The sequence below is a fragment of the Candidatus Magnetaquiglobus chichijimensis genome (assembly GCF_045865675.1).
Lineage (GTDB): Bacteria > Pseudomonadota > Magnetococcia > Magnetococcales > Magnetaquicoccaceae > Magnetaquiglobus > Magnetaquiglobus chichijimensis.
On record NZ_BAAFGK010000001.1, the window covers coordinates 457,184 to 480,226 of the forward strand.

The window sequence follows — 23,043 nt, forward strand, 5'->3', positions numbered from 1 at the left end:
GAGGTCCGGGCTGGGAATCACCGTCCCGGTTTTTCCGGGGGCAGGATATAGACCAGGGTGCCGGTTCCGACCTTCTTGAACAGACGCGCCACATGGGTGTCGCGCATGCGCACGCAGCCCGCCGAGGCTGGCGTGCCGAGCCGGGCTGCATGCGGGGTGCCGTGGATGTAGATGTAGCGTTCCCGTGAATCGAGGCCTGGACCCTGGTTGTGGCCGGGTTCCAGCCCCTCGAGCCAGAGAATCCGGCTGGTGATGAAATCCCCCTCCCGCCTCACACCCGGTGAGACGATCTCGCCGGTGGCCTGACGGCTTTTGAAAACCATTCCCAACGGCGCGTCCGCGCCGATCATCGCCCCGATCCGATGCATTCCCGTGGGGGTGCGACCGCTATCCTGTTGGCATCCGAAGCCGGTAAGCCCGGTCGAGACCGGCCAGATCCGCCTGGCGGGTTTCGGCAGGGTGCGACCGTGCGCGTCGAGTCGCCCGAGCAACCGCAACCGTTGCGCGCCTCCGAAAACGACGATGGCGGACTGGATGCCATCCCAGCCCGCCATGCGCAAACGATTCCGGATCCGGGCCAGCGACTTACTCATCGCCTCCCATCAGGCCGAGCAGACGCAACAGGCTGGTGAAGAGGTTGACGATGTTCAGATACATCGAGAGCGCGGCCACCGAGGGGGAGACGGCCCAGGGGTTTTCCTTGAGCTGCTGGGTCTCGAACAGGATGTAGCCGGCGAAGATCACCGAGCCGATGGCGGACAAACCGAAGGCCATGGCCGAGGATTGCACGAACAGGTTGATCAGTCCACCGATCACCACGATGATCAGCCCGGCGAAGAGCATGCCACTCATCATCGACAGGTCGCGTTTGGTGCTCAGGGAGTAGACCGACAGACCGGAGAAGATGGCTCCGGTGAGGAAGGCGGCCTGTCCGACCACCCCGGCCATGCCGGCGCCGACGTAGTGGGTGATCACCGGGCCGAGGGAGAGTCCGGAGATGCCGGTGAACAGAAAGAGGGTGGCGGCGTTTTGCACCTTGAAGGCCAGGAACATGGCGCCGAACATCATGAAGAGCAGCACGAAGGGGTGTTCGCGGGCAAAGGGCAGGGTCATTCCGATATAGCCGGCGGCCACGGCGACGATGAGGCTGGCGGCCAGCATGGCATAGACCTGCTTGAGGTAGGTGGTGACCTCCGCTTCGCTGTAGGGTTTGACCTGGATGGCGCTGCCCCAGGGGGAGTCTTGGATGGGATATTTGGGTTCGTTGTACATGGTTGGATCTCCGGGGGTCGGTTTGGGTGCTGTTTTGTGAATGCATTCATGGATATGATCATGCCTTCATCGATTGTCAATCCTAGCATGAAGCATTTTGACGTGCAATTGAATTGCAAAATATGCAGGAAGTGTGTCATGATGGTTGTCAGGGGGATGCGAGGCCGGATGGTGTTCAATACAATGAACAACCGTTTGTGAATGTTTCATTTTTCAATGGGTTCTGGAGATTCGCATGTCCCTCGATGATGATCGTGCCGCTGGTTTGAATCGTGAACCCCTCAAGGTGGACCGTCGTCGTCGCCCGGAGAGACGCCTGGAGATTCTGCGTGCGGTCATGACCCTGCTGGAACAGGGCAACCGTCGGGTCACCACCGCCGAACTGGCAGCCCAGGTGGGACTCTCCGAGGCCGCGCTCTATCGTCATTTTTCGGGCAAGGATGCCATCTTTCAGGCCCTGACCGACTATTTAAAGGATCATCTCTTCCACTTTTCCGACAAGATCCCGACGGATGTCTCGCCCTTGTCCCGTTTGCGGCTGTTGTTGGAGTATCACCTGAAATTTTTCGCCGAGCATCCGGGTCTGTGTCGGATCTTTCTCGTCGAGGGGGTGATGACCCCGGCGGAGAGCCAGGTGATGAGCCGCATCGTGCGGGAGTATGTCCGGCTGATCAGAACCATCCTGAACGATGCCCGGGATGCCGGGGAGGTCTCCGCGTCCCTGGCCCTGGATGCTGCTGCGGACTTCTTCGTGGGTTTGATCCAGGCCGCGACCCTGCGTTTCGTGATCAGCGGTTTCACGGTTACGCCGACCACGGATCTGAGCGACTCCTGGGAGTTCTTCCGTCTTGGGGTCGGCGCCGGGGGATAGCGCGGTTGGTGGGGAACGTCGTGTGCGGATGACGTGAAAAGCTGTTTTTTGGCACAGGGCCTTGGAGCGTATCCAAGGCCTTTTTTTTCGGTGGTGATTGGCGGGGCGCGCGGCCAAATGGTGCCGGATCGATTCGGGCGGCTCGGTCACACCTGTTGAGCGACGGGAGCTTTCCATGAGAATGCATGAGACGGCACGGGTCAAGGTGAGCAGGGGTTTGTCGGGGGCTTGGGCAACAAAAAAGCCAGTCGGTTTGACCCGTCTGGCTTTGTGTGCCATTTTGTTCGTCCGGAGTTGATCCCGAACGAAAAAATTGGTGCGGATAGCCGGATTTGAACCGGCACGGCGCTAACCACTGCCCCCTCAAGACAGCGTGTCTACCAATTCCACCATATCCGCTTGACTTTCAAGCCTAGCAGAGGCTTTCATGTTTGGCAATGGTTTTCATTGTTTTCGGTTGGGATGAGGGTGGATGGACAATCAGCGGTACGACGAACGACCGATCGGTCTGTTCGATTCCGGGGTGGGAGGGTTGACCGTGCTTGAGGCCGTGGCGCGGCGATTTCCTGAGGAGAGTTTTCTGTATCTCGGTGATACGGCACGGGTTCCCTATGGCACCAAGTCGGCGCGCACCGTGGAGCGCTATACCCTCCAGGTGGCCGACTGCCTGTTGCGACGCGGGGTCAAGGGGCTGGTGGTGGCCTGCAACACCGCCTCCGCGTTGGGGTTGGCGGCGCTGCGCGCCCAGAGTCCGGTGCCGGTGATCGGCGTGATCGAGCCCGGTTGTCGCGCCGCGGCCACCCTGGGTGGTGGGAATCGGGCGCCACGGGTCGGGGTGATCGGCACCCGTTCCACCGTGGCCAGCGGCGCCTACCCCTATCATCTGGCCATGCTCGATTCCGCCATCCAGGTGATCTCCCTGGCCTGTCCGCTTTTCGTGCCGCTGGTCGAGGAGGGGTGGGTGGACCATCCGGCGGTACGCATGATCGTCACCGACACCCTGACGCCGCTTTTTACCCAGAGGCTCGATGCGTTGATCTTGGGGTGTACCCACTATCCGGTCTTGAAGGGGGTGATTGCCGAGACCATGGGGGCGGGCGTGACCTTGATCGACTCGTCGGCGGCGGTGGCTGAGGAGTTGCGTCGGCATCTGGGGGGAGAAATCGCGCCTGCGCCCCGTGGCGCGACACAAAGGCTGGCGTTTCTGGTGACCGACGTGGCGGATCGTTTCAAGGAGACGGCGACCCGTTTCATCTCCGGCATTGCCGTCGATGCGGTGGAGATGGTGGATTTGTGATCGATGCAACAAGGATGGGAGAGAAATAAGGATGTCTGAGTCGATGTGGATCCGCGATGTGGATGGCGCCTCCTTCGAGCGCGACGTGTTGGAGGGTTCCCGGAGCGTGCCGGTGCTGGTGGATTTTTGGGCCAGTTGGTGTGGTCCGTGTCGCACCCTGGGGCCGATTCTGGAGAAACTGGCCGTGGAGATGGATGGCAGGTTCCAACTGGCCAGGATCGATGCGGATCGCGATCCGGAGTTGGCGCGCCGCCATGGGGTGCGGGGGATTCCGGCGGTGAAGTTGTTCGTAGATGGGGAGGTGGTGGATGAGTTCACCGGCGCCCTGCCCGAGTCGCAGGTCAGGCGTTTCCTGGATCAGGCGTTGCCCGGCGAGGCGGACAAACTGGCTGGGGCGGGACGTTCCGCCGAGGCGGCGAATGCCTGGGATCGGGCGGCGGATCTCTATCGTCAGGCGTTGGAGTTGGATGGCGCTCATGCGGAGGCGCTGTTGGGCATGGCACGGGTGGCTCTGGAGTCGGGTGATCCGGAGGGCGCACGGACGGCCCTGGAGCGTCTGAAGCCCAAGGATCGCGAGCGGGTCGAGGCCAAAACCCTGATCGCCCGGTTGGCCTTTGGTGTTGCGGAGGCGGATCTGGATGTCCTGCGGGCGCGGGTGGCCGAATCTCCGGAGGATCCGGAGGCGCGCATGGCGTTGGGGGAGGCCTTGGTGGCCCGTGAACAGTATGCCGAGGGGATGGACTGTTTCCTGGAGGTGGTGCGTCGCGATCGGAGTCACGGGGATGACGCGGGACGCAGGGCCCTGCTGCGGGTGTTTGATTTGTTGGGGCCGGGCCATCCGTTGATTCGGAGTTATCGACAGAAACTCTCCGCGCTGTTGTTCGCGTAGCGGGGGGCGGTCGATTCGGCGGACGCGCTCCGCATGGCGGGCGCGGTCGGTTTCGGAATCGAGGGGGAGGGGCCCTCGACTCCATCCGGTCAGAAACAGACTCCGGGAGCGCGGATCAGCAACAGACCTGCGACCGGCCCGACGCCTTGGCGCGATAGAGGGCCGCGTCGGCGCTCTGCCACCACGCCTCCAGGGTGGCGTGCTCCGGTTTCCAGAGCGACAACCCGACGCTCACCCCGAGGGGCGCCGCCTCCGGCGCGCGGATGTTCAGCTCCCGCACTGCCTTGCACAGACGTTCCATGAGCAGATTGGCATTCTCGAGCGTGGTGCTGGGCAGGATCATGGCAAACTCGTCCCCGCCCACCCGCGCCAACAGATCCGAATCGCGCACGATGCGCGCAAAGGTCTTCGACACCTTCTGCAAGACCACATCCCCCTCGCCATGTCCCATGCGATCGTTGATCGCCTTGAAATGGTCCAGGTCCAGACAGGCCAGGACCAGCGGATTGCCGTGGCGGTTGGCATGCGCCATCTCCAGGGCGGAGCGCTCCTCGAAGACCCGGCGGTTGACCAACCCGGTCAAGCTGTCGCGTCGCGCCTGATCATACAGATCCTCATACGCCAGCGCCCGCTCCAGCGGACCGCGCAGCTCTTCGAGCACCTCGGCCTCCAGATGATCGAACGGCGCGGAGGAGAGTTCGGCGCACTCGTGGATCACCAGCAGACAGTCGTGACCGTTCGGATCCAGGGGCCACAGGTGGTAATACCGCGCCACGGTGGTCAGACAACCGGAGCGTTTTTCGTTCAAGGGGTGCCGCATCAGTTCCTGGGCGATCTCCCGCAGCGCCTGCCGGTCCGGCCCGTGACTCGAGCAGGCGGTGTGGATGCGGCGGTCGAAGCGGCGATAGGCCACCAGATTGTGGGGCATCACCGGCACCAGCCAGCGGGAGATGGCCTCGATCATGGAGTCCAGATCCAGGGACATGCCGAGCTGTCGGTGCAGATCGTAGATCCGTCCAAGCCGTTCGGTCTCCTTGCGATACTCCTCGATCTCCTCGATCAGGGCGCGCGGTTGCTTGGCGAAAAGCGCCGGATTGATCATCGCCTTGCGGCGGTTTTCCAGTGAAATGCTGATTCCCATGGGGTGGCTCCAGACTCGTGACAACGCATGCCAGGGTGCCGAACGGAACCTTCCGTCCGGATGATCGGCTGTTCATTTGGCTTGAAGCCAAGTTCGTGCCAATTTTCCGGATCGTTTCAGGTATGGAGTAGAATTTTGATAAGACTTGAAAAACAAGGTTGCCCTGCCACGGTGGGCCGCCAGGGGAGAGGCAGGATGAACCGGCAGCAATTGCCGGGTTATCGCATCCTTGGAAAGCTGAACAGCTCAATCGAACCGTTTTTTCTCCTGGAAGGTCTCGCCCTCTTCCTGGATGACCAGGGCCTTGAACGCGCATTTTTGACACTGCGCCTTCTTGAAATCAAAGGTGCCGCGTTGGTCGTCGCCGGTTCCACAGGCCGAAAAGGAGCAGAAGGTGCCTTCGATGTTCCAGCAGGCGCGACCGGCGTCGCGTCCGCCGTTGATGCCGTCGTAGGCGCCGATCAGGCTCACCGGGCAGAAGCTTCCGTCCTGATCGGGTGCGTGGCGGCTGCGGCCACAGTTGAAAAACTCCCAGCAGTTTTGTTTGCGATCCATGATTTTCCCCCCCTCATCGTGGTGTGTCCGGCAACTCCCGCGACCGGTCTGGCGGCGGAATCATCTCATGCCGGCGGCCTCCATGTACAGATGATCCAACAGGTCGAACAGCCGGTCCTTGATGGCGTTGAATTCGGTCATTTTTGTCTCTGCGGCGGAGACATCCCCCTGGCTTGCCAATCGGACCGTTTCGCGGGCCACCTCGTGGACCTCCAGGTGGACTTCGCCCACCTGATGGAAAATGTCGAGCGTGCCGAAGCGGGAGGCGCCGTCGCTGTAGTACCACTTGCCGAAATCGCACTCCCGTCCGCTGGCCACCTGTTCGGGTTTCAGGTCGCTGCGTCCGCGAATGACGTTTTCCAGTTTTCCGAGCCATTTGAGGTGGGCATTCTTGATCTTTTCCACCGGGAAGGGTTCGGGATGCAAGGTGAGATCGCGCACCGAATGTTCGAGTTTGCGACCCGGCACCGCCACCGAATCGATGAGCAGGGAGACGTGATGGATGGTGCCGTTGACCAGGCAGGCGGTCCGGGAGATTTCGTCCACCTTGTGGTTGGCGCTGGTGGTGGCCGAGGCGGCCTGGGCGGCGGAACGGACCACCTCCAGGGATGCGGCGTGGATCGCTTCGCCCTGGCGCGCCAGCAGCGTGGCGGCAGAGGAGGCCTCTTCCGCCGCGCGGGCCACGTCCGAGGCGCCGAGAGCCGCCTCCTGGGCCGAACGCACGATGTCGCGCGCGCCGCCGTCGAGTTCGGCGGAAGAGCCGGTCACCTCGCGGGAGGCCGATGAGACCGCCAGAATCGCCTCCGAGATCTCCGTGACCCGCAGCAGTTGTTCGTCCACCGCATCGGTGATCTCCAGGTTGGATTGATCGATCCGTTCGATGGCGCCGGCGATCTCCTGATTGGCCAGGGCCACCTCCTGGGTGTGGGCCTGGATCTCGAGGATCTTGTCGGCGATCAGACGGGTCGCCTCGCCGGTGCGGCGCGCCAGATCCTTGACCTCGTTGGCCACCACCGCGAACCCCTTGCCGGCGTCCCCGGCCCCGGCGGATTCGATCGAGGCGTTGAGGGCCAGCATGTTGGTCTGGTTGGCGATGTCGTTGATCAACTCCAGCACCTGATCGATCTGTTGGGCGGAGTGGGCCAGCCGGGACATGATTTCCTGGGTGCCCTGGGCCTTTTCGTTGGCCTGGCGGGATTGGGAGCCGGCATCCAGACAACGTTGACGCACCGCGTCGATCGAGCCGGTCACCGCGCCGATCGCGTCGGCCACCGCGGCGATCGAACCATCCACCTGGGAGAGGTTCCGGTTGACATCCGCCACGTTGGCCAGGATGTGTTCCGCCGCGTCCGACATGGCGTGGATGTTGTGGCTGGCCTGTTCGGCGCTCGAGGCGATGGAGGTGATGTTGGCCGAAAGCTCCTCGGTGGCCGCCGACATGGTGCCCACCTGTTCGGTGGCCTGTTGGATGGCCTCCTGGATGGCCGACACCTGCCGTTCCACCAGGTGGTGATCCCGGGCGGTCTGATCGGCGAGGCGAAAACTGTGTTGCGAGTCCTTGGAGAGCATGTCGCGCACGTCGGTCAGATCGGTGATGCAGGCGGCCATGGAGTGGGTTTGCAGGAAGACCTGGCGGATGGTATCCCGAAAGCGGATGGTCATGGCGTTGAAGTCTCGGGCGATGCGTCCCAGATCATCCACCTTGCCGTCCGGGACGGGGATCAGGTGGGTGAGATCGCCGTCGGCGATGCGGGTGATCGCCTCGCGCAGCAGGGCCAGGGGGCGTTGCACGCTGCGGCCCAGAACCAGATGGATCACCAGGATCAGCAGAGGAATGGCCCCGGCCATGAGCAGCAGGGCGATGGCGCGCGCCTCGGCGACCCGGTTTTCGCTGGCCTGACGCGACACGGACAACAGGAATACCCCGCGCAGGGGGTGTTGCGTGCCGTGACAGGCCTGACACGGTTCGTGGTTGGGGATCGGCGCCAGGATGGTGGTGCGTCCGATGCCGTTCGGACCGGTGACGTCGAGCAGCAGGGTCTTCTGATCGGCGAGGGTCTGCTGGAATGGGGCCTTGAGCATCGGATCGAGGGGCATCCCTTCGGTTTCGGGACGGAACGCCTCGCTGCCGTTGACGCGGAAGATGCGCAGGGTCTCCAGCCCTTCCACATGCTTGAGCCGGTCCAGGTAATCGTGGGCCATGCTGGCCTGGCCGGCCAGCATGATGGCCTGGAGCCCCTGGGTGGCGGTTTCGGCGATGCGACCGATGGCGTTGCGGTTTTCTTCCATCAGCGCCTGGTGCATGAGATGGAGCTGGATGCCGCCCAGGAGCAGCAGGGCGAGGGTGCCGACCGTGCCGGTCAAGAGCAGGATTTTGCGACTGACCGACTGGCGGATGTGATCGACGAGCGGGAGTTTCACGGTGGAGATCCGATGGTGTTTTTTTGGGTGCGCATGACGATTGGGTTCGTCACGGATCGACATTTGATTCTATGCCGGCTCGATCGTGGATCGTTTCGGACAAGGATGGATAAGTCATTGATGACTTGAATAACCATATTAGACAAATTGACGACAGATGTCAATGATGGTGTTGAGAAAAAGGTATTTCGAAATTAAATGTTGACAATTCCGACGGCGTGCATCGCACCTTCAAGGTTCCACCCAGCAGCCGGATCCACGCCCTGGCGATGGCCGGTCCGAAACCGGGTGGGTTGGGGAGTCTGGGCAGGGCGTCGGCGTGGGCGCGCAACGGTTTGAAGAGGCTTTTGCATTGGAGTTCGTTGAGAAGGCATCCCGAGGCGCGGATGGTGCCGCGTAGCAGGGAGGTTTGGGCCTTGATCGGGGTGAAATGGAAATCTGCGTGGATTTCGCCGCGCGGGGCCAGTTTCAGGGCCAGTTCGAGGAGGCGGGCGAGGGCGTGACGCGCATGGAGCGCGTCGCCATGCAGACGTTCCGGGAGGGTGGCGGGTGGCGGGGTGAGAAAATCGCTCCCTGCGGCACGGGCCTGGATGGCGAAGGTGTCGTACAGTTCGGCCAGCAGCATTTCTGGCGAAAAGGGTTCGGGTCGTGGTCGCGCCGCGCCGCTGGCCAGCAGGCTGTATTCGAGCATGTCGTCGAGGAGGGCGTGCATCACCAGTCCAGAGTCGTGGATCATCGAGGCTTGACGGCGCGCCTTCTGGAGATCATCCGTCTGTTGCAGCAGATCCGCCAGGCCGAGGATGACGTTGAGCGCGGTGCGCAGCTCGTGGCTGACGGCGGCCAGACAGTGGATTTCGGCCTGGGGCGGACAGGGGGGGTCGTCCGATGGGGGCGGAGGGTCGCTGGACGGGATCGGCTCGGTGGGGATGTTGGGCATGGGGCCTTCAGCTTGGGGTGCGGCGTGGACGACGGGGGTCGGGCGCCGGGATAAGGGTGGTGATCCGGGTAGAGAATGCGAGTACGGTGCCAAAGGGCCGCTCCGTGTGTTGTGACGCGCCTCGCGGGCCGGTTTCGGTATGAAAGCTGCGAGGATGGGGCTGGAAAAATCCCAGGAAGAGGTTGTGAGAAAATTGACGCTCCAGGGCTGGATGTGATAATTTACCTTAATCGTCCCGCCAGGGCGGACGTAAGCGTTCGCGAGGTCGGACGATGGGACGCGCGCCACCATGACAGAGCCTGAATCCCCCCATATCCCAGCGATGGACCCCACCCGAGGGCCGGATGCCCCGGTCGTGGCCCCCCCATGCAGGCCGGATGCCGCCAGGGCGTTGTTTCTGGACCGGGATGGGGTGATCAACATCGATCACGGCTATGTTCATCAAGAGGAGCGGTTCGATTTCATCGACGGGATTTTCGATCTGACCCGCGCCGCCTGTCGGCTCGGCCATCGGGTGGTGGTGGTGACCAACCAGTCCGGCATCGCCCGCGGCTACTACACGGAAAGCCGCTTCCACGCCCTCACCGACTGGATGCGCGCCGCCTTCGAACGCGAGGGGAGCCGCATCGACGCGGTTTATTTCAGCCCGTTCCATCCCACGAAGGGGATCGGTCCGTACCGGCGCGAGGATCCCTCCCGCAAGCCGGGAGCGGGGATGATCCTTCAGGCCGCCCGGGAGCTGAATCTCGATCTGGGCGGATCGCTCCTGGTCGGTGACCGGTTGAGCGACATCCAGGCCGCGGCGGCGGCTGGGGTGGGACGCGCCCTGCTGTTGGTCCATCCTGCGGAGCGTGCTCCGGAGGATCCCCCTTGTCCGGTGATCGCCAGCCCGCGCGACGCGATCCCCTGGTTGATGTGAGTTGCTCGGAAATGTCGGATACCTTAACAGGAGTTGAGAAGATGAGTACCCCATGGACGGAACGGATTCGCGCCGAGATCGAAGCCTCGATGCGCGTCAAGAGCGCCATTCTGCGCGATTTCACCCTCATCGGTCAGATCGAGTCCCTGGCCAGCGACTGCGTGGCCTCCCTCAAGGGAGGCGGCAAGATCCTCTTCGCCGGCAACGGCGGCAGCTTCGCCGATGCCCAGCATCTGAGCGCCGAGTTCACCGCGCGTCTCTGCTACGATCGGGCGCCGGTGGCTTCGATGGCCCTGGGCACCAACAGTTCGGCGATCAGCGCCATCGGCAACGACTACGGCTACGAGCAGGTGTTCGCGCGCGAACTCGATGCCCTGGCGCGGGAGGGGGATCTTTTCATCCCGATCACCACCAGCGGCAACAGCCCGAACATCCTGGCTGCGGTGGAGGTGGCCCGGCGTCGCGACGTGACCTGCGTGGGTCTGACCGGCCAGGCGGGCGGCAAACTCTACACCCTGTGCGACTGCATCCGCGTCCCCTCCTCGGAGACCACCCGCATCCAGGAGAGCCACATCATGATCGGCCATATCCTCTGCGCGCTGGTGGAGCGCACCCTTTTCCCGCGTTGAGCAGGGCCATTCCGGACCGCGTGGGGAACCCCGGCGGGGATGGGGTTCCCCTAGTTTCATGAAGTGGGTGGATTTCCTGGTCTTGACAGGTGATAAATCGGCGTTTATTCTGTAACTCTCCCTTTTTATCACCATCGGGCATGGGATATCCCCGCCATGAAACGTCAACTGATCATCATGCGCCACGCGAAATCGGCCTGGGACACGGATGCGGCCTCGGATTTCGAACGCCCCCTGGCCAAGCGCGGCCTGCAGGACGCCCCCCGCATGGGTCAATGGTTGTCGGATCACGGTCTGATCCCCGACAGCATCCTCAGCTCGCCCGCCCTGCGCGCCAAGCAGACCATCCTCGAAGTGTGCAAGGTGCTCGACATCAAGAAAAAGGCGGTGCTGTGGGATGCGCGCATCTATGGCGCCGGCACCGAAGAGTTGCTCGAGGTCTTGGCCGAACTTCCCAAACAGACCGGGACCGCCATGATCGTCGGCCACAATCCGGGCCTGGAGATGCTCTTCGACTATCTGGTGAATCACGCCATGGAGCTTTCCGGCGTGGAAGAAGGGGGCGAGGCCGGGGCGATCAAAACCGCCACCATCGCCCATCTGGAGCTTCCCAACGACTGGTCGCATCTCACCCCCGGATGCGCCACCCTCGTCAATCTGATCTCGCCGCGTCAGCTGGCCGAATGACGGGCATCCCGTTCGCCCGCGAAGCGGATCTCCCAGGCATGCGGACCATCCTCGAACATCTGCGCGCCACCGGGACGGAGCGTCTGAACCAGCTCATCGACTGGTTGCGGATCCCGTCGATCTCCAGCCATCCCGAAAACCAGCCGGACATGCGGAGCGGTGCCGCCTGGTGCGCCGATTTCCTGCGCGAGGCCGGCCTGGACGGGGTGACCATCCATCCGACCGCCGGCCATCCGATCGTCACCGCCAGTTGGCGGCGCGCGCCGGATGCGCCGACCCTGTTGATCTACGGCCACTACGACGTGCAGCCGGTCGATCCGCTGGCATTGTGGGAGGCCGGCCCTTTCGATCCCGTGGTGCGCGACGACCGGATCTTCGCCCGCGGCAGCGCCGACGACAAGGGACAGATCCTGATGCACATGCAGGCCGTGGCCGCGACGCTGGCGGTCACCGGCAATCTGCCGATCAACGTGGTGTTCCTGATCGAGGGAGAGGAGGAGATCGGCAGTCCGAACCTGCCCGGTTTTCTGGTGGCCAACCGGGAGTTGTTGCGCGCCGATCTGGCGGTTGTTTCCGACACCTGCCAGTGGGCCGAGGGGATTCCGGCGATCACCGCCGGGTTGCGTGGTCTGGCGGCCCTTGAGATCGAGGTGAGCGGGCCGGGACGCGATCTCCATTCCGGCAGCTTCGGCGGTGCGGTGGCCAATCCTCTGGAGGCGCTGGCGCGCATGCTCGCCACCTTGAAGGACGAACGGGGCGTGATCCGGGTGCCGGGATATCTCGACGACGTGCGCCCCCCGACCCCTGTCGAACGGGCCCGCGTGGTCGAAATTCCCTTCGAGGAGTCGGCCTTCTTCAACGCGATCGACCTGGAGTCGGGTGCGGGCGAGGCGGGCTATTCGACCCTGGAGCGCCTCTGGTACCGTCCGACCATCGAGATTAACGGCCTGTGGGGCGGTTACATGGGACCGGGATCCAAAACGGTCCTGCCGGCCCGCGCCCACGCCAAACTCTCCATGCGCCTGGTCCCGGACCAGACCCCGGAGCGGGCCCTGGAGCGGGTGATGGCCCATCTGCGCGCCGTGACCCCGCCGGGGGTGCGCCTCGAACTCTTTCCCAAGCCGGGCGGCGGACTCCCCTGGCGGCTCGATCCGGAACTGCCGGCGGTCCAGGCGGCGCGCCGCGCTCTTTCCGAGGCCTTCGGTCGCGAACCGCTGATCATCGGCGAAGGGGCGACCATCCCCGTGGTGGCCGATTTCGAACGACTCCTGGCCATCAAGACCCTCCTGGTGGGGTTTTCACTGCCGGATGCCTGCCCGCATGCGCCGAACGAAAATCTCCATCTGCCCTCCTTCCATGTGGGGACCGAAAGCCTGGTCCGGTTTTTCCAACAGTTGTCGTTGGGGTGACTCCCCGCGCGTGGCGCGCCCGGTCGTCGTCCAAGGCGTGCGGACGCCGCCTTTTCAGGCTTCCGGGGATCCCAACCTCTGTATTTTTAGGTTGTTCGACACACGAGAATCGAGTATCCTTCATTTTTTTAATCGGTTTCCTTGCGGGCCCGTCGAGGCGCATCCCGGCGGCATCCCCCTCCCTTTGACCAATCTGGAGTTGCATGGCATGGAGCGAACGTTTCTCTTCTCATCGGAGTCGGTCTCCGAGGGACACCCGGACAAAATGGCCGATCGGATCTCCGATGGCGTGCTGGATGCCATTCTGGCCCAGGAACCCTTGAGTCGCGTGGCCTGCGAAACCCTGGTGACCACCGGCATGGTGGTGGTGGCCGGCGAAATCACCACCCGCGCGGTCATCGACTATCCGACCGTGGCGCGCGAGGCGATTCGCGAGATCGGCTACAACTCCTCGGAGATGGGATTCGATTACGCCTCCTGCGCGGTGCTGGTCTCCCTGGACAAACAGTCCTCGGACATCGCCCAGGGGGTCAACGAGGGCGAGGGGATCGATCTGGATCAAGGCGCCGGCGATCAGGGCCTGATGTTCGGCTATGCCTGCGACGAAACCCCGGCCCTGATGCCCATGCCGATCCATTATGCCCATCGGCTCATGGAGCGTCAGTCCCAGGTTCGCAAGTCCGGTCAGCTCCGCTGGCTGCGTCCGGATGCCAAATCCCAGGTGACGGTGCGCTACGAGAACGGTCGCCCGACAGGGGTCGAGGCGGTGGTGGTCTCCACCCAGCACGACCCGGACATCGCCTACGAGGCGTTGCGCGAGGCGGTGATCGAGGAGATCATCAAGCCGGTGATCCCGGCGGAACTGCTCAGCCCGAAGGTGGTCTACCACGTCAATCCCACCGGTCGGTTCGTGATCGGCGGACCGGTCGGCGACTGCGGGGTCACGGGTCGCAAGATCATCGTCGATACTTACGGCGGGGCCGGACGTCATGGCGGCGGCGCCTTCTCGGGCAAGGATCCTTCCAAGGTGGATCGCTCCTCGGCCTACATGGGCCGTTACGTGGCCAAGAACATCGTCGCTGCCGGTCTGGCCCGGCGTTGCGAGATCCAGGTGGCCTATGCCATCGGCCTTTCCAAACCGGTCTCGCTGATGGTCGATACCTTCGGCACCGGGCGGATTCCGGATGGCCGCATCGAGCAGATCGTGGCCGACACCTTTGATCTGCGTCCCAAGGCGATCACCCGGCAGTTGAATCTGCTGCGTCCCATCTATGCCAAGACCGCGGCCTATGGTCACTTCGGACGCGAACTGCCGGAGTTTACCTGGGAGCGCGCCGACAAGGTGGATGCGCTGCGCGCCGCCGCCGGTATTTGAACTCACGGAACCTTTACGAACCCTGAAACGAGACGAAACATGACTGCTGCCAACCCTTCCGATTTCCGTGATTACCGCGTGGCCGACATCGGTCTGGCCGAGTGGGGCCGCAAGGAGATCGCCATCGCCGAAACCGAAATGCCCGGCCTGATGGCCCTGCGGCGCGAATACCAGGGACAAAAACCCCTGGCTGGCGCGCGCATCGCCGGCTGTCTGCACATGACCATCCAGACCGCGGTCCTGATCGAGACCCTGGTGGACCTGGGCGCCTCGGTGCGCTGGTCGTCGTGCAACATCTTTTCCACCCAGGATCACGCCGCCTCGGCAATCGCCGCTGCCGGCATTCCGGTCTTCGCCTGGAAGGGCGAAACCGAGGAGGAGTTCTGGTGGTGCATCGACCAGACCATCTTCGGTCCCGATGGCTGGCTTCCCAACATGATCCTCGATGACGGCGGCGATCTGACCCTGGTGCTGCACCGTCCGGAGCACGCGGCGTTGATGGCCGGGATCCGTGGCATCTCCGAGGAGACCACCACCGGCGTTCATCGCTTGCAGGAGATGATGGCCGCCGGCCTCCTCAAGGTTCCGGCTTTCAATGTCAACGATTCGGTCACCAAGTCCAAGTTCGACAATCTCTACGGCTGTCGCGAGTCGCTGATCGACGGCATCAAGCGTGCCACGGACGTGATGGTGGCCGGCAAGATCGCCGTGGTGTGCGGATATGGCGATGTGGGCAAGGGGTGTGCCCAGGCGTTCCGCGGCATGGGCGCCACGGTGTGGATCACCGAGATCGATCCCATCTGCGCGTTGCAGGCCGCCATGGAGGGGTATCGGGTGGTGACCATGGAGGATGCCGCGCCGATCGGCAACATCTTCGTCACCGCCACCGGCAACGTGGATGTGATCACCCGCGCCCACATGGACCAGATGCCCGATCAGGCGATCGTCTGCAACATCGGTCATTTCGACTCCGAGATCGATGTCGCCTCGCTGCGCTCCCTGACCTGGGAGAACATCAAACCCCAGGTGGATCATGTGATCTTCCCGGACGGCAAGCGGTTGATCCTGCTGGCCGAGGGGCGGCTGGTCAATCTGGGTTGCGCCACGGGTCACGCCAGTTTCGTGATGTCCAACTCCTTCACCAACCAGGTGATGGCGCAGATCGAGTTGTGGAACAATCCCGGCAAGTATCCGATCGGCGTGTATGTGTTGCCCAAGAAGCTCGACGAGAAGGTGGCCCGTCTGCATCTGGGCAAACTGGGCGTGAAACTCACGGTGCTCTCCGACAAGCAGTCGGCCTACATCGGCGTGTCGGTGGATGGGCCTTACAAGCCGGGGCCGTATCGGTACTGAAAGAGCCAGGTCATCACGGGGGGATCGGGGGCCGATCGCCCCCGGCGGAGGTCCGGAGGCAGAGCCTCCGGGACTTTGCCGGGTTCCATGGCAACCATTCAGAACCCCTGCGGTCTTCAAAAAAAAACGTCCAGGGGCCACGGGCCCCTGGACGCTGCCGGGTTTGACGCCTCTTCGGGGCTTCGCCCCGAACCCCACCAGGGGCCATGGGTTCCTGGACCCCGCCAGTTTTGTCACTCCTCCACGTTGCGTGCCTCATCCACCAACATCACCGGGATCTCGTCGCGGATCGGATAGGCCAGACGATCGACCCGGCAGATCAGTTCATCCGCCTTGGCGTCATACTCCAACCCCCCCTTGCACTGCGGACAGACGAGAATTTCCAACAACGCCTTGTCGATCATGTTCCCTCTCCTTGAAAAACCAGAAACCCCTCACACACGGACCAACTGTCTGAACGACGCATCCGCGCTCATCGGCCTAGGTCCGATGCGATTCAACGCCTCCAGGCCCAACTGGTAGAAAAAAAACATCTCCTCGTGGGACAAACCGCTCAAACGCGGTGGCCAGGAACGATCGGCCATGGCCGCCAACACCGCATCCCCGGCCCTGGGCAGACGATCCGCATAGGGGGCGCCGCACGCCTCGCAAACCGCGCCACCCCGTTTCACCGACACGAAACGCAACCGCGTCCGGGTGCCGCACCCCACACAGTCCCCGGCCCGCCAACCATGCCCGAACAACCCCAGCAGACGGCTGATGCTCCCCGCGGCCACGGCCAGAGGATCGGCACCGCTCTCCAGCGCCGCCAGGGCTCCATCCACGCAGTGGAAGATCGCGCCATCCCGCGCGTCATAAGGCATCTCCAGACGGTGTATCGCCTCGAGCAGCAACTGGCCGGCAGACGAAGCCTCGGGCAGGAACGGAAGACGATAGCGCGGCTCGAAGATCTCCGCGCGGACCAGACTGCCGAGAGCATCCGGCGCGCGGGCACGGATCTCGATCGACAGACCGTGAAAGCCGGTCAAGGCGGCACGCATGCCATCCCGTCCCCCCAGACGCGCACCGCGCGCCATGGCGGCGACCACCCCGTGATTCGGGGTCAGAAGCGTCACGATCCATGAGTCGTCGCGAAACGGCACCCGCCGCAACGCCAGGGCCCTATCCGAGATCCGCATCCGGCTCCTCGTCCTCTTCCGGATGCACATAGCCCAGAGCGGCCAGAATGCGTGCGTCCGCGCTCCACTCCCGTTCGACGCGCACCTGAAGACGCATGAAGATCGGACAGTCGAACTGGTGCTCCAACTCCTTGCGCGCCTGGGCGCCGACCCGTTTGAGCAGTTCGCCGCGGTGACCGATGACGATCCCTTTCTGGGACTCGCGCGCCACCAGGATGTGGGCCTCCAGATCGCGCACCTCCGAGGGCGGGGGACGCTGCTCCCACAGCACCACCCGTACCGCCAGGGCATAGGGGAGTTCCTGGCGCAACAGCATGAAGAGCTTTTCGCGGATCACTTCGGCGATGATGAAACTCTCCGGCTGATCGGTCCACTGCCCCTCCGGGAAATAGCGCGGTCCCTCGGGCAGGAACCGGACCAGCAGATCCAGCAGACGTTCGACGTTGCGTCCGGTCAGGGCCGAGATCGGCACCACCTCGGCGATGCGTCCGCCGGCCAGCTCCGAGGTGGCGGACACCTTTTCCATCAGGCGGCTGTTCGGGGTGCGATCGACCTTGTTGAAGACCAGGATGATGGGAGCCTCGCCGAGACGGTTGAGGATCTCCCGATCCTCGTCGGTCAACCCGGAGGTGGCCTCGACGAAGTAGAGGGTGACATCGGCTTCGCGACACGCCTCGAAGGCGGTGCGCACCATCACCTGATTGAGCAGCACCCGTCCCGGATCGTGGATGCCCGGCGTATCCAGAAAGATCAGCTGCGCCCCCTGGCGTTCGTACACTCCGAGCACACGACCACGGGTGGTCTGCGCCTTGGGGGTGACGATGGCCGCCTTGCGTCCGAGCACGCGGTTCAAGAAGGTGGATTTGCCGGTGTTCGGACGACCGGCGATGGCGATGTAGCCGGAACGGAACTCGCCGGGTTGTTTGGATCTGTTGTCGGGCGTTTCCGCCGATGAACCGTTCACTCCGCGTTCTCCTCACGCATGTCGATCCGCTCCATCAGCTCCATGGCATGACGGGCCGCTTCCTGCTCGGCGCGGCGTTTGCTGGGTCCATCGCCGCGTCCCACGATTCCCTCATCCACCCGACAGGCCACCTGAAAGTGACGTTGGTGCGGCGGGCCGGAGACGTTGAGCAGCGCATAACGGGGCAGGGGACGGGCCATGCCCTGCAACCGCTCTTGCAAGGCGGTCTTGAAATCCTTCAACTCCCCGCCCGGTGAAAAACGCTCCATGCGCGGCGCGAACACCCTGGTGGCCATGCGTTCGGCGCCGGGCCAGCCCCCATCCAGAAAGACCGCGCCAAACAGGGCTTCGATGGAGTTGCCGAGAATGGAGGGTTTATCCCGTCCGCCGCTCAGATCCTCGCCGCGACCCAGCCGCAGCCGGGTTCCCAGTCCCATCTCCCGGCCCACCTGACCCAAGGCGCGGGTGTTGACCAGCGCGGCACGCCAATGGGAAAGCTCCCCCTCCGGAGAGTCGGGAAAACGGTGGAACAGCAGCCGCGACACCGCCAGATCCAACACCGCGTCGCCCAGAAACTCCAACCGTTCGTTGTGGCGCAGTGGCCACTCCTCCTCGTGGGCGCCATGGGGGGCGGCATCCCCGGGGTCGTCCTGGGCCACGGAACGGTGGGTCAACGCCAGACGCAACATGCCCGGATCGTTGAAGGTGTAATCGAAGTGCGCGGCAAACCAGGCCGTCAGGGCGTCGGTGTCGAATTCGTCACGATTCATGGCAGCGTCACGTTTCGGTCCGATAGGTCCAGGTCCAGGCGCCATGGCCGGGCACATGGAGTTGCGCGCCCCCGAACACCAGGCTCAAGGGAATGGTCTGCGCCACCTCGACCCGATAGCCGGACAGGGTTTTGGTCACTTTGAAAGCCTCCTCCGGCAATCGGGACTGGTCGATTTCGTGACGCACGCGCCGTTTGACCTCATCGAGGGGCAGTCTGGCGTACTCCTTGACCACCCGGTTGGCCAGATCGCGCAGCAGATAGTGATCGTACACCGCCGAACCGATCCCCATGGTCAAGGCCGATCCCACGATCACCAGCACGCAGATCACCATCAGCGTCAGCCATGCGCCTCCCGATTCGCCCGGCCTGGTTGGCATGCCGGGGAGCATCAGCGGATCACCTGTCCGATGCGCTCCCAGCGTGGCTTGCCCTCGTATCGGTCCCACGACCAGAACATCGCCACCGCCCGACCCACCAGGCGATGTTTGGGCACAAAGCCCCAGTAGCGGCTGTCGTTGCTGTTGTCGCGGTTGTCTCCCACCACGAAGTAGTGATCCGGTGGCACCACGAGTTCCAGGGGTGGTTCCATGCCGGCCATGGGCCGCACCAGGATCGGATGGGGATGGTTGCCGAGTTGCTCGATCAGCCGTTGCGATTCGACCTTCTGTTCGAACTCGTTGATGTAGGTGAAGGTGCCATCCACCTGCTGGGCGATGAGCTGTCCGTTGACGAAGACCCGTTTCTCCCGATAGGCGATCTTGTCGCCGGGCAGGCCGATGATCCGCTTGATGTAGTCCTTGGTGGGATCCTTGGGGTATTCGAACACCGCGATTTCGCCACGCTCCGGATCTCCGGACATGAAGATGCGCTGGTTGGTGTAGGGGAGGCGGTAGCCGTAGGCGAACTTGTTGACGAACAGATAGTCGCCGACCAGCAGGGTGGGGATCATCGAGCCCGAGGGGATCTTGAAGGGTTCGATCAGGAAGGTGCGCACCATGAAGGCGATGGCGACGGCCATGGCGATCGCCTCGTAGTACTCCGCGGCGGCGCTTCCTCCTTCCAGGAAGGCCTCGCCCTTGACGAGCAGGAAGAGCCCGATGACCAACAGGACGCCGGCGATCAGCGGCGCCCAGGAGCGCGAGGCTTCGGGCATGGAGAAGATGCCCATCGAGACCGCGTTGCCGAACACCAGAATGGCGGCGATCACGAACAACACCCCATGCCAAAGATGTCTCCGGCGCCACACCAGTTGTGGATTGACCACCTTCTCCCGCCCTCCTTACCTATTCATCGACCTTGAGGACCGCCAGGAACGCCTCCTGGGGGATCTCCACGCGTCCGATCTGTTTCATCCGTTTTTTGCCTGCCTTTTGTTTTTCCAGGAGTTTGCGCTTGCGGGTGATGTCGCCGCCGTAGCATTTGGCGGTGACGTTCTTGCGCAGCGCCTGCACGGTCTCGCGCGCCACCACCTTGGCGCCGATGGCCGCCTGGATGGCCACCTCGAACATCTGGCGGTGGATCAGTTCGCGCATTTTCTTCACCAGGTCGCGACCACGGGTCATGCTTTTGTCGCGATGCACGATCACCGAGAGCGCATCGACCGGTTCGCCATTGATGAGGATGTCGAGTTTGACCAGTTCGCCGGGGCGGTACTCCAGAAACTCGTAATCCAGGGAGGCGTAGCCCCGCGACACCGATTTGAGCCGGTCGAAGAAGTCGAGCGCGACTTCGTTCATCGGCATCTCGTAGCGCAACATGGCACGGGTATCCGAGACGTAATGGAGGTCGCGCTGTATCCCGCGGCGGTCGTTGCACAGTTGCAGCAAAGGCCCGACGAACTCGGGCGGGGTGAGGATCGAGGCGAGGATGAAGGGTTCTTCCAGGTGATCGAGCTTGTTGGCCGGCGGCAGGGCCGAGGGGTTGTGGACCTCCTCGACCGTGCCATCGGTGAGATGGGCGCGATAGACCACCGTGGGGGCGGTGGTGACCAGATCCAGGTCGAACTCCCGCTCCAACCGCTCCTGGACGATCTCCATATGCAGCATGCCCAGAAATCCGCAGCGCATGCCGAATCCCAGGGCCGGCGAGCTTTCGGTTTCGAAGACGATCGAGGAGTCGTTCAGGGAGAGTTTCTCCAGGGACTCCTTCAAGAGCACGTAATCCGAAGAGATGGTGGGGTAGAGACCGGCGAAGACCAGGGGTTTGATCTCCTTGAAGCCGGGCAACAGCTCTTCCGCCGGGCGAGCGGCATCGGTGATGGTATCCCCGACCCGCGCCATCGACACCTCCTTGATGCCGGCCACCACCCAACCCACCTCGCCTGCGGACAAGGTGGCGGTTTCGGTGAGGCGCGGGGTGAAGATGCCGATCTTGTCGAGCGGGTACTCCATGCCGGTGCTCATCAGGCGGATCTTGCGGGTGCGGGTGGCGTTCTCGGTGGAGAGGCGGCCATCGACGATGCGCACCAGGGAGACCACGCCCAGGAAGTTGTCGTACCAGGAATCGACGATCAGCGCCTTCAACGGGGCGTTGGGATCCCCCTTGGGGGGTGGAATGCGGGTGGTGACCGCTTCCAGGATGTCGGGAATGCCGATGCCGCTCTTGGCCGAGGCGAGAATGGCATCCTGGGCATCCAGACCGATGACATCCTCGATCTGTTTGCGCACCCCTTCGGGGTCGGCGGAGGGGAGGTCGATCTTGTTCAAGACCGGGATCACCGCCAGATCGTGTTCGAGGGCCATGTAGACGTTGGCGAGAGTCTGTGCCTCGACCCCCTGGGCGGCATCCACGACCAGCAGCACCCCCTCGCAGGCCGAGAGCGATCGGGACACCTCGTAGGAGAAGTCCACATGGCCGGGGGTGTCGATGAAATTGAAGATGTAGGTCTTGCCGTCCTTGGCGCGGTAGTTCAACCGCATGGACTGGGCTTTGATGGTGATGCCCCGTTCCCGCTCCAGGTCCATGCTGTCGAGCACCTGGGAGGTCATTTCACGGGCATCCATGGCGCCGGTGACTTCGATCAGCCGGTCGGCCAGGGTACTTTTTCCATGGTCGATGTGGGCAATGATGGAAAAGTTGCGAATCAGATCCAAAGACATGAGCAGGCACGGCCAGGTAGAAGATGCCACTGGACAACCCGCTGATTTAAGGCAGGCGGGTCGCGATTCCCTCCAAGGTCAGGGGTCGCGACTCTATTTATAATCTCCCCGATCGGATTTCGCCAGCTCCACCGTTGCCAAAACAGCGGTTCGATGCAGCAATTCGCGTTCCGAGCCGTTTTCAGGGGCCGTGGAGAGGGAATGGAGGGCCTGATCGCGGGTCTCTTGCAGCCGTTGGCGGGTATCGTCGGACTCGAGGGGCACCTCGTCGTTGAGCAGATCGCGTCCCAGGGCCTCGAGGGTGTCGAGGAGTTCGCCCATCTGCTCGAGCTGCTCGCGGCGTTGATAGGGGGTGGGAGCCCGTTCCCCGTTGGAGGAGACCGAACGGGTGGAGAGAATCGGCATGGCCTCCTGCATGCCGGCGGCGGCAGCCAGGGAGCGGGAAAAATTTACCCCCTCCACCCCGGTCGAGGCAGGTTTTGCCTTGGCGATGGATGCGAGGGCTACGCTCTTGTCGCTCTTTTCCAGGCGGCGAACGGTCATGCACGGTTCTCCCGGTTACGAATGGGTGGTTTGCGCGGGTTCGATGGAACCCACGCGCCGATGCATTTCTTTACATTCAAAAGCCGTGCCAGCTTGATTGGATTGGTTGTGTCTTTGGTGGCGTAACCCATGGTTTGAATTTGGGTGTATGGCCACGGCAAGTTCATTCACCGTCCCAGTAACCGAGGGAGCTGTTTTCGCGGCCCACAAACATCATACGCTTGGGTTGACCATCGATACCGGCTGGTTTGTTCGCCAGGATGCCGAATTTTCCGGAATCGGGATATTCGGCGATCTCCGGTGACAGGATGGTGGAGACAGCGAGGTAACGTAGCTCCTCTGTGCCGGTGTTGATGATCTGGTGAGCGGATTGAGCTCCACCGGACGGAAAAGCGATGATATCGCCTGTGCGGATCGGGTAGACCTGATCACCGATGCGCACTTCGCCACTTCCTTGAATCACATAGGCCATCTCTTCGTTGACCAGATGATTGTGAAACGGAAAGGCACGCTTGCCTGGTGGTACGGCGGTAAGATTGTAACCAAGCTTTTGTGCGCCGATTCGTGCGCTGATCAGACCCGTATGGGCGTCGAAGCGTTCGGCACTGGCTCCGGTTGCAGCGAACGCGGCGGGACGAGGCAAGAGTTGAATGTCGGCGATATTCAGAATGGGCGCTGTCATGGCGATCTCCGAATGTGGAGGATGGCTGAGATTTGATTGAGATGACTGGAA

General features: G+C 63.1%; 24 protein-coding genes and 1 tRNA gene. 9 read left to right on the plus strand and 16 right to left on the minus strand.

Annotated elements, in window-relative coordinates; all coding sequences use genetic code 11:
• Window positions 1-17: 17 nt before the first annotated feature.
• Together ACOY6C_RS01755 and ACOY6C_RS01760 are read right to left on the minus strand one after the other, a co-directional pair.
• Complete coding sequence (locus ACOY6C_RS01755) at window positions 18-593, minus strand: L,D-transpeptidase family protein (RefSeq protein ID WP_420903756.1); 576 nt, start codon at window positions 591-593, stop codon at window positions 18-20.
• Window positions 586-1,272: a Bax inhibitor-1/YccA family protein gene (locus ACOY6C_RS01760; RefSeq protein ID WP_420903757.1), complete on the minus strand. Its 687-nt coding sequence runs from the start codon at window positions 1,270-1,272 to the stop codon at window positions 586-588. Before ACOY6C_RS01760 ends, ACOY6C_RS01755 begins: the two co-directional genes overlap by 8 nt.
• Before the next feature lie 235 nt (window positions 1,273-1,507).
• Here ACOY6C_RS01760 and ACOY6C_RS01765 point away from each other — a divergent pair, with 235 nt between their 5' ends.
• A complete protein-coding gene (locus ACOY6C_RS01765; protein ID WP_420903758.1) occupies window positions 1,508-2,143 on the plus strand; it encodes a TetR family transcriptional regulator in 636 nt (211 codons plus the stop codon).
• Between the two features lie 314 nt (window positions 2,144-2,457).
• On the opposite strand, the gene ACOY6C_RS01770 is transcribed toward ACOY6C_RS01765, so the two are convergent.
• Window positions 2,458-2,542 (minus strand) — tRNA-Leu (locus ACOY6C_RS01770).
• Between the two features lie 73 nt (window positions 2,543-2,615).
• Between ACOY6C_RS01770 and murI the strand changes: the two genes are divergently transcribed.
• Together murI and ACOY6C_RS01780 are read left to right on the plus strand one after the other, a co-directional pair.
• On the plus strand, window positions 2,616-3,440 hold the full coding sequence (gene murI / locus ACOY6C_RS01775; RefSeq protein ID WP_420903759.1) for a glutamate racemase: 825 nt from the start codon (window positions 2,616-2,618) through the stop codon (window positions 3,438-3,440).
• Between the two features lie 31 nt (window positions 3,441-3,471).
• A complete protein-coding gene (locus tag ACOY6C_RS01780; RefSeq protein WP_420903760.1) occupies window positions 3,472-4,329 on the plus strand; it encodes a tetratricopeptide repeat protein in 858 nt (285 codons plus the stop codon).
• A 115-nt stretch (window positions 4,330-4,444) separates the two neighbouring features.
• Here the strand turns inward: ACOY6C_RS01780 and ACOY6C_RS01785 are convergent, their stop codons facing one another.
• The 4 genes from ACOY6C_RS01785 to ACOY6C_RS01800 all read right to left on the minus strand — a co-directional run bounded on the left by ACOY6C_RS01785 (window position 4,445) and on the right by ACOY6C_RS01800 (window position 9,383).
• Window positions 4,445-5,470 carry a GGDEF domain-containing protein gene (locus ACOY6C_RS01785; protein ID WP_420903761.1) on the minus strand — a complete coding sequence of 342 codons (1,026 nt, stop codon included), beginning with the start codon at window positions 5,468-5,470 and terminating at the stop codon, window positions 4,445-4,447.
• A gap of 246 nt (window positions 5,471-5,716) precedes the next feature.
• Entirely contained in the window at window positions 5,717-6,025 is a 309-nt protein-coding gene (locus ACOY6C_RS01790) for a two-CW domain-containing protein (RefSeq protein ID WP_420903762.1), read from the minus strand.
• A gap of 60 nt (window positions 6,026-6,085) precedes the next feature.
• Window positions 6,086-8,446 carry a methyl-accepting chemotaxis protein gene (locus ACOY6C_RS01795; protein WP_420903763.1) on the minus strand — a complete coding sequence of 787 codons (2,361 nt, stop codon included), beginning with the start codon at window positions 8,444-8,446 and terminating at the stop codon, window positions 6,086-6,088.
• Window positions 8,447-8,606: 160 nt separating this feature from the next.
• On the minus strand, window positions 8,607-9,383 hold the full coding sequence (locus ACOY6C_RS01800; RefSeq protein WP_420903764.1) for a sensor histidine kinase: 777 nt from the start codon (window positions 9,381-9,383) through the stop codon (window positions 8,607-8,609).
• Between the two features lie 355 nt (window positions 9,384-9,738).
• Here ACOY6C_RS01800 and ACOY6C_RS01805 point away from each other — a divergent pair, with 355 nt between their 5' ends.
• The 6 genes from ACOY6C_RS01805 (at window position 9,739) to ahcY (ending at window position 15,755) form a co-directional block, all read left to right on the plus strand.
• On the plus strand, window positions 9,739-10,302 hold the full coding sequence (locus ACOY6C_RS01805) for a D-glycero-alpha-D-manno-heptose-1,7-bisphosphate 7-phosphatase (RefSeq protein ID WP_420903765.1): 564 nt from the start codon (window positions 9,739-9,741) through the stop codon (window positions 10,300-10,302).
• Between the two features lie 41 nt (window positions 10,303-10,343).
• Entirely contained in the window at window positions 10,344-10,931 is a 588-nt protein-coding gene (locus tag ACOY6C_RS01810) for a D-sedoheptulose-7-phosphate isomerase (protein WP_420903766.1), read from the plus strand.
• Between the two features lie 156 nt (window positions 10,932-11,087).
• Complete coding sequence (locus ACOY6C_RS01815) at window positions 11,088-11,618, plus strand: SixA phosphatase family protein (RefSeq protein ID WP_420903767.1); 531 nt, start codon at window positions 11,088-11,090, stop codon at window positions 11,616-11,618.
• Between the two features lie 38 nt (window positions 11,619-11,656).
• Window positions 11,657-13,027 (plus strand): dipeptidase, encoded by a 1,371-nt coding sequence (locus ACOY6C_RS01820; RefSeq protein WP_420903768.1) that lies wholly within the window; start codon window positions 11,657-11,659, stop codon window positions 13,025-13,027.
• A gap of 208 nt (window positions 13,028-13,235) precedes the next feature.
• Entirely contained in the window at window positions 13,236-14,402 is a 1,167-nt protein-coding gene (gene metK / locus ACOY6C_RS01825) for a methionine adenosyltransferase (protein WP_420903769.1), read from the plus strand.
• A gap of 39 nt (window positions 14,403-14,441) precedes the next feature.
• Entirely contained in the window at window positions 14,442-15,755 is a 1,314-nt protein-coding gene (gene ahcY / locus ACOY6C_RS01830; RefSeq protein WP_420903770.1) for an adenosylhomocysteinase, read from the plus strand.
• Between the two features lie 233 nt (window positions 15,756-15,988).
• Here the strand turns inward: ahcY and ACOY6C_RS01835 are convergent, their stop codons facing one another.
• The 9 genes from ACOY6C_RS01835 to ACOY6C_RS01875 all read right to left on the minus strand — a co-directional run bounded on the left by ACOY6C_RS01835 (window position 15,989) and on the right by ACOY6C_RS01875 (window position 22,992).
• Window positions 15,989-16,156, minus strand: coding sequence for a Trm112 family protein (locus ACOY6C_RS01835; RefSeq protein ID WP_420903815.1), 168 nt, complete (start codon window positions 16,154-16,156; stop codon window positions 15,989-15,991).
• 33 nt (window positions 16,157-16,189) lie between these two features.
• On the minus strand, window positions 16,190-16,933 hold the full coding sequence (gene recO, locus ACOY6C_RS01840) for a DNA repair protein RecO (RefSeq protein WP_420903771.1): 744 nt from the start codon (window positions 16,931-16,933) through the stop codon (window positions 16,190-16,192).
• Entirely contained in the window at window positions 16,917-17,897 is a 981-nt protein-coding gene (gene era, locus ACOY6C_RS01845) for a GTPase Era (RefSeq protein WP_420903772.1), read from the minus strand. The genes recO and era overlap by 17 nt, the downstream gene beginning before the upstream one ends.
• Window positions 17,894-18,667: a ribonuclease III gene (gene rnc, locus ACOY6C_RS01850; RefSeq protein WP_420903773.1), complete on the minus strand. Its 774-nt coding sequence runs from the start codon at window positions 18,665-18,667 to the stop codon at window positions 17,894-17,896. The genes era and rnc overlap by 4 nt, the downstream gene beginning before the upstream one ends.
• 7 nt (window positions 18,668-18,674) lie before the next feature.
• Window positions 18,675-19,058, minus strand: a complete 384-nt coding sequence (locus tag ACOY6C_RS01855; protein WP_420903774.1) for a hypothetical protein — start codon at window positions 19,056-19,058, stop codon at window positions 18,675-18,677.
• Entirely contained in the window at window positions 19,058-19,933 is an 876-nt protein-coding gene (lepB, locus tag ACOY6C_RS01860) for a signal peptidase I (protein ID WP_420903775.1), read from the minus strand. Before lepB ends, ACOY6C_RS01855 begins: the two co-directional genes overlap by 1 nt.
• 19 nt (window positions 19,934-19,952) lie before the next feature.
• The gene (gene lepA / locus ACOY6C_RS01865; protein ID WP_420903776.1) at window positions 19,953-21,767 is read right to left on the minus strand and encodes a translation elongation factor 4; all 1,815 of its coding nucleotides are present in this window, start codon (window positions 21,765-21,767) and stop codon (window positions 19,953-19,955) included.
• Window positions 21,768-21,860: 93 nt separating this feature from the next.
• Window positions 21,861-22,310, minus strand: a complete 450-nt coding sequence (locus ACOY6C_RS01870) for a hypothetical protein (RefSeq protein ID WP_420903777.1) — start codon at window positions 22,308-22,310, stop codon at window positions 21,861-21,863.
• Window positions 22,311-22,473: 163 nt separating this feature from the next.
• Entirely contained in the window at window positions 22,474-22,992 is a 519-nt protein-coding gene (locus ACOY6C_RS01875) for a cupin domain-containing protein (RefSeq protein WP_420903778.1), read from the minus strand.
• Window positions 22,993-23,043 lie beyond the last annotated feature (51 nt).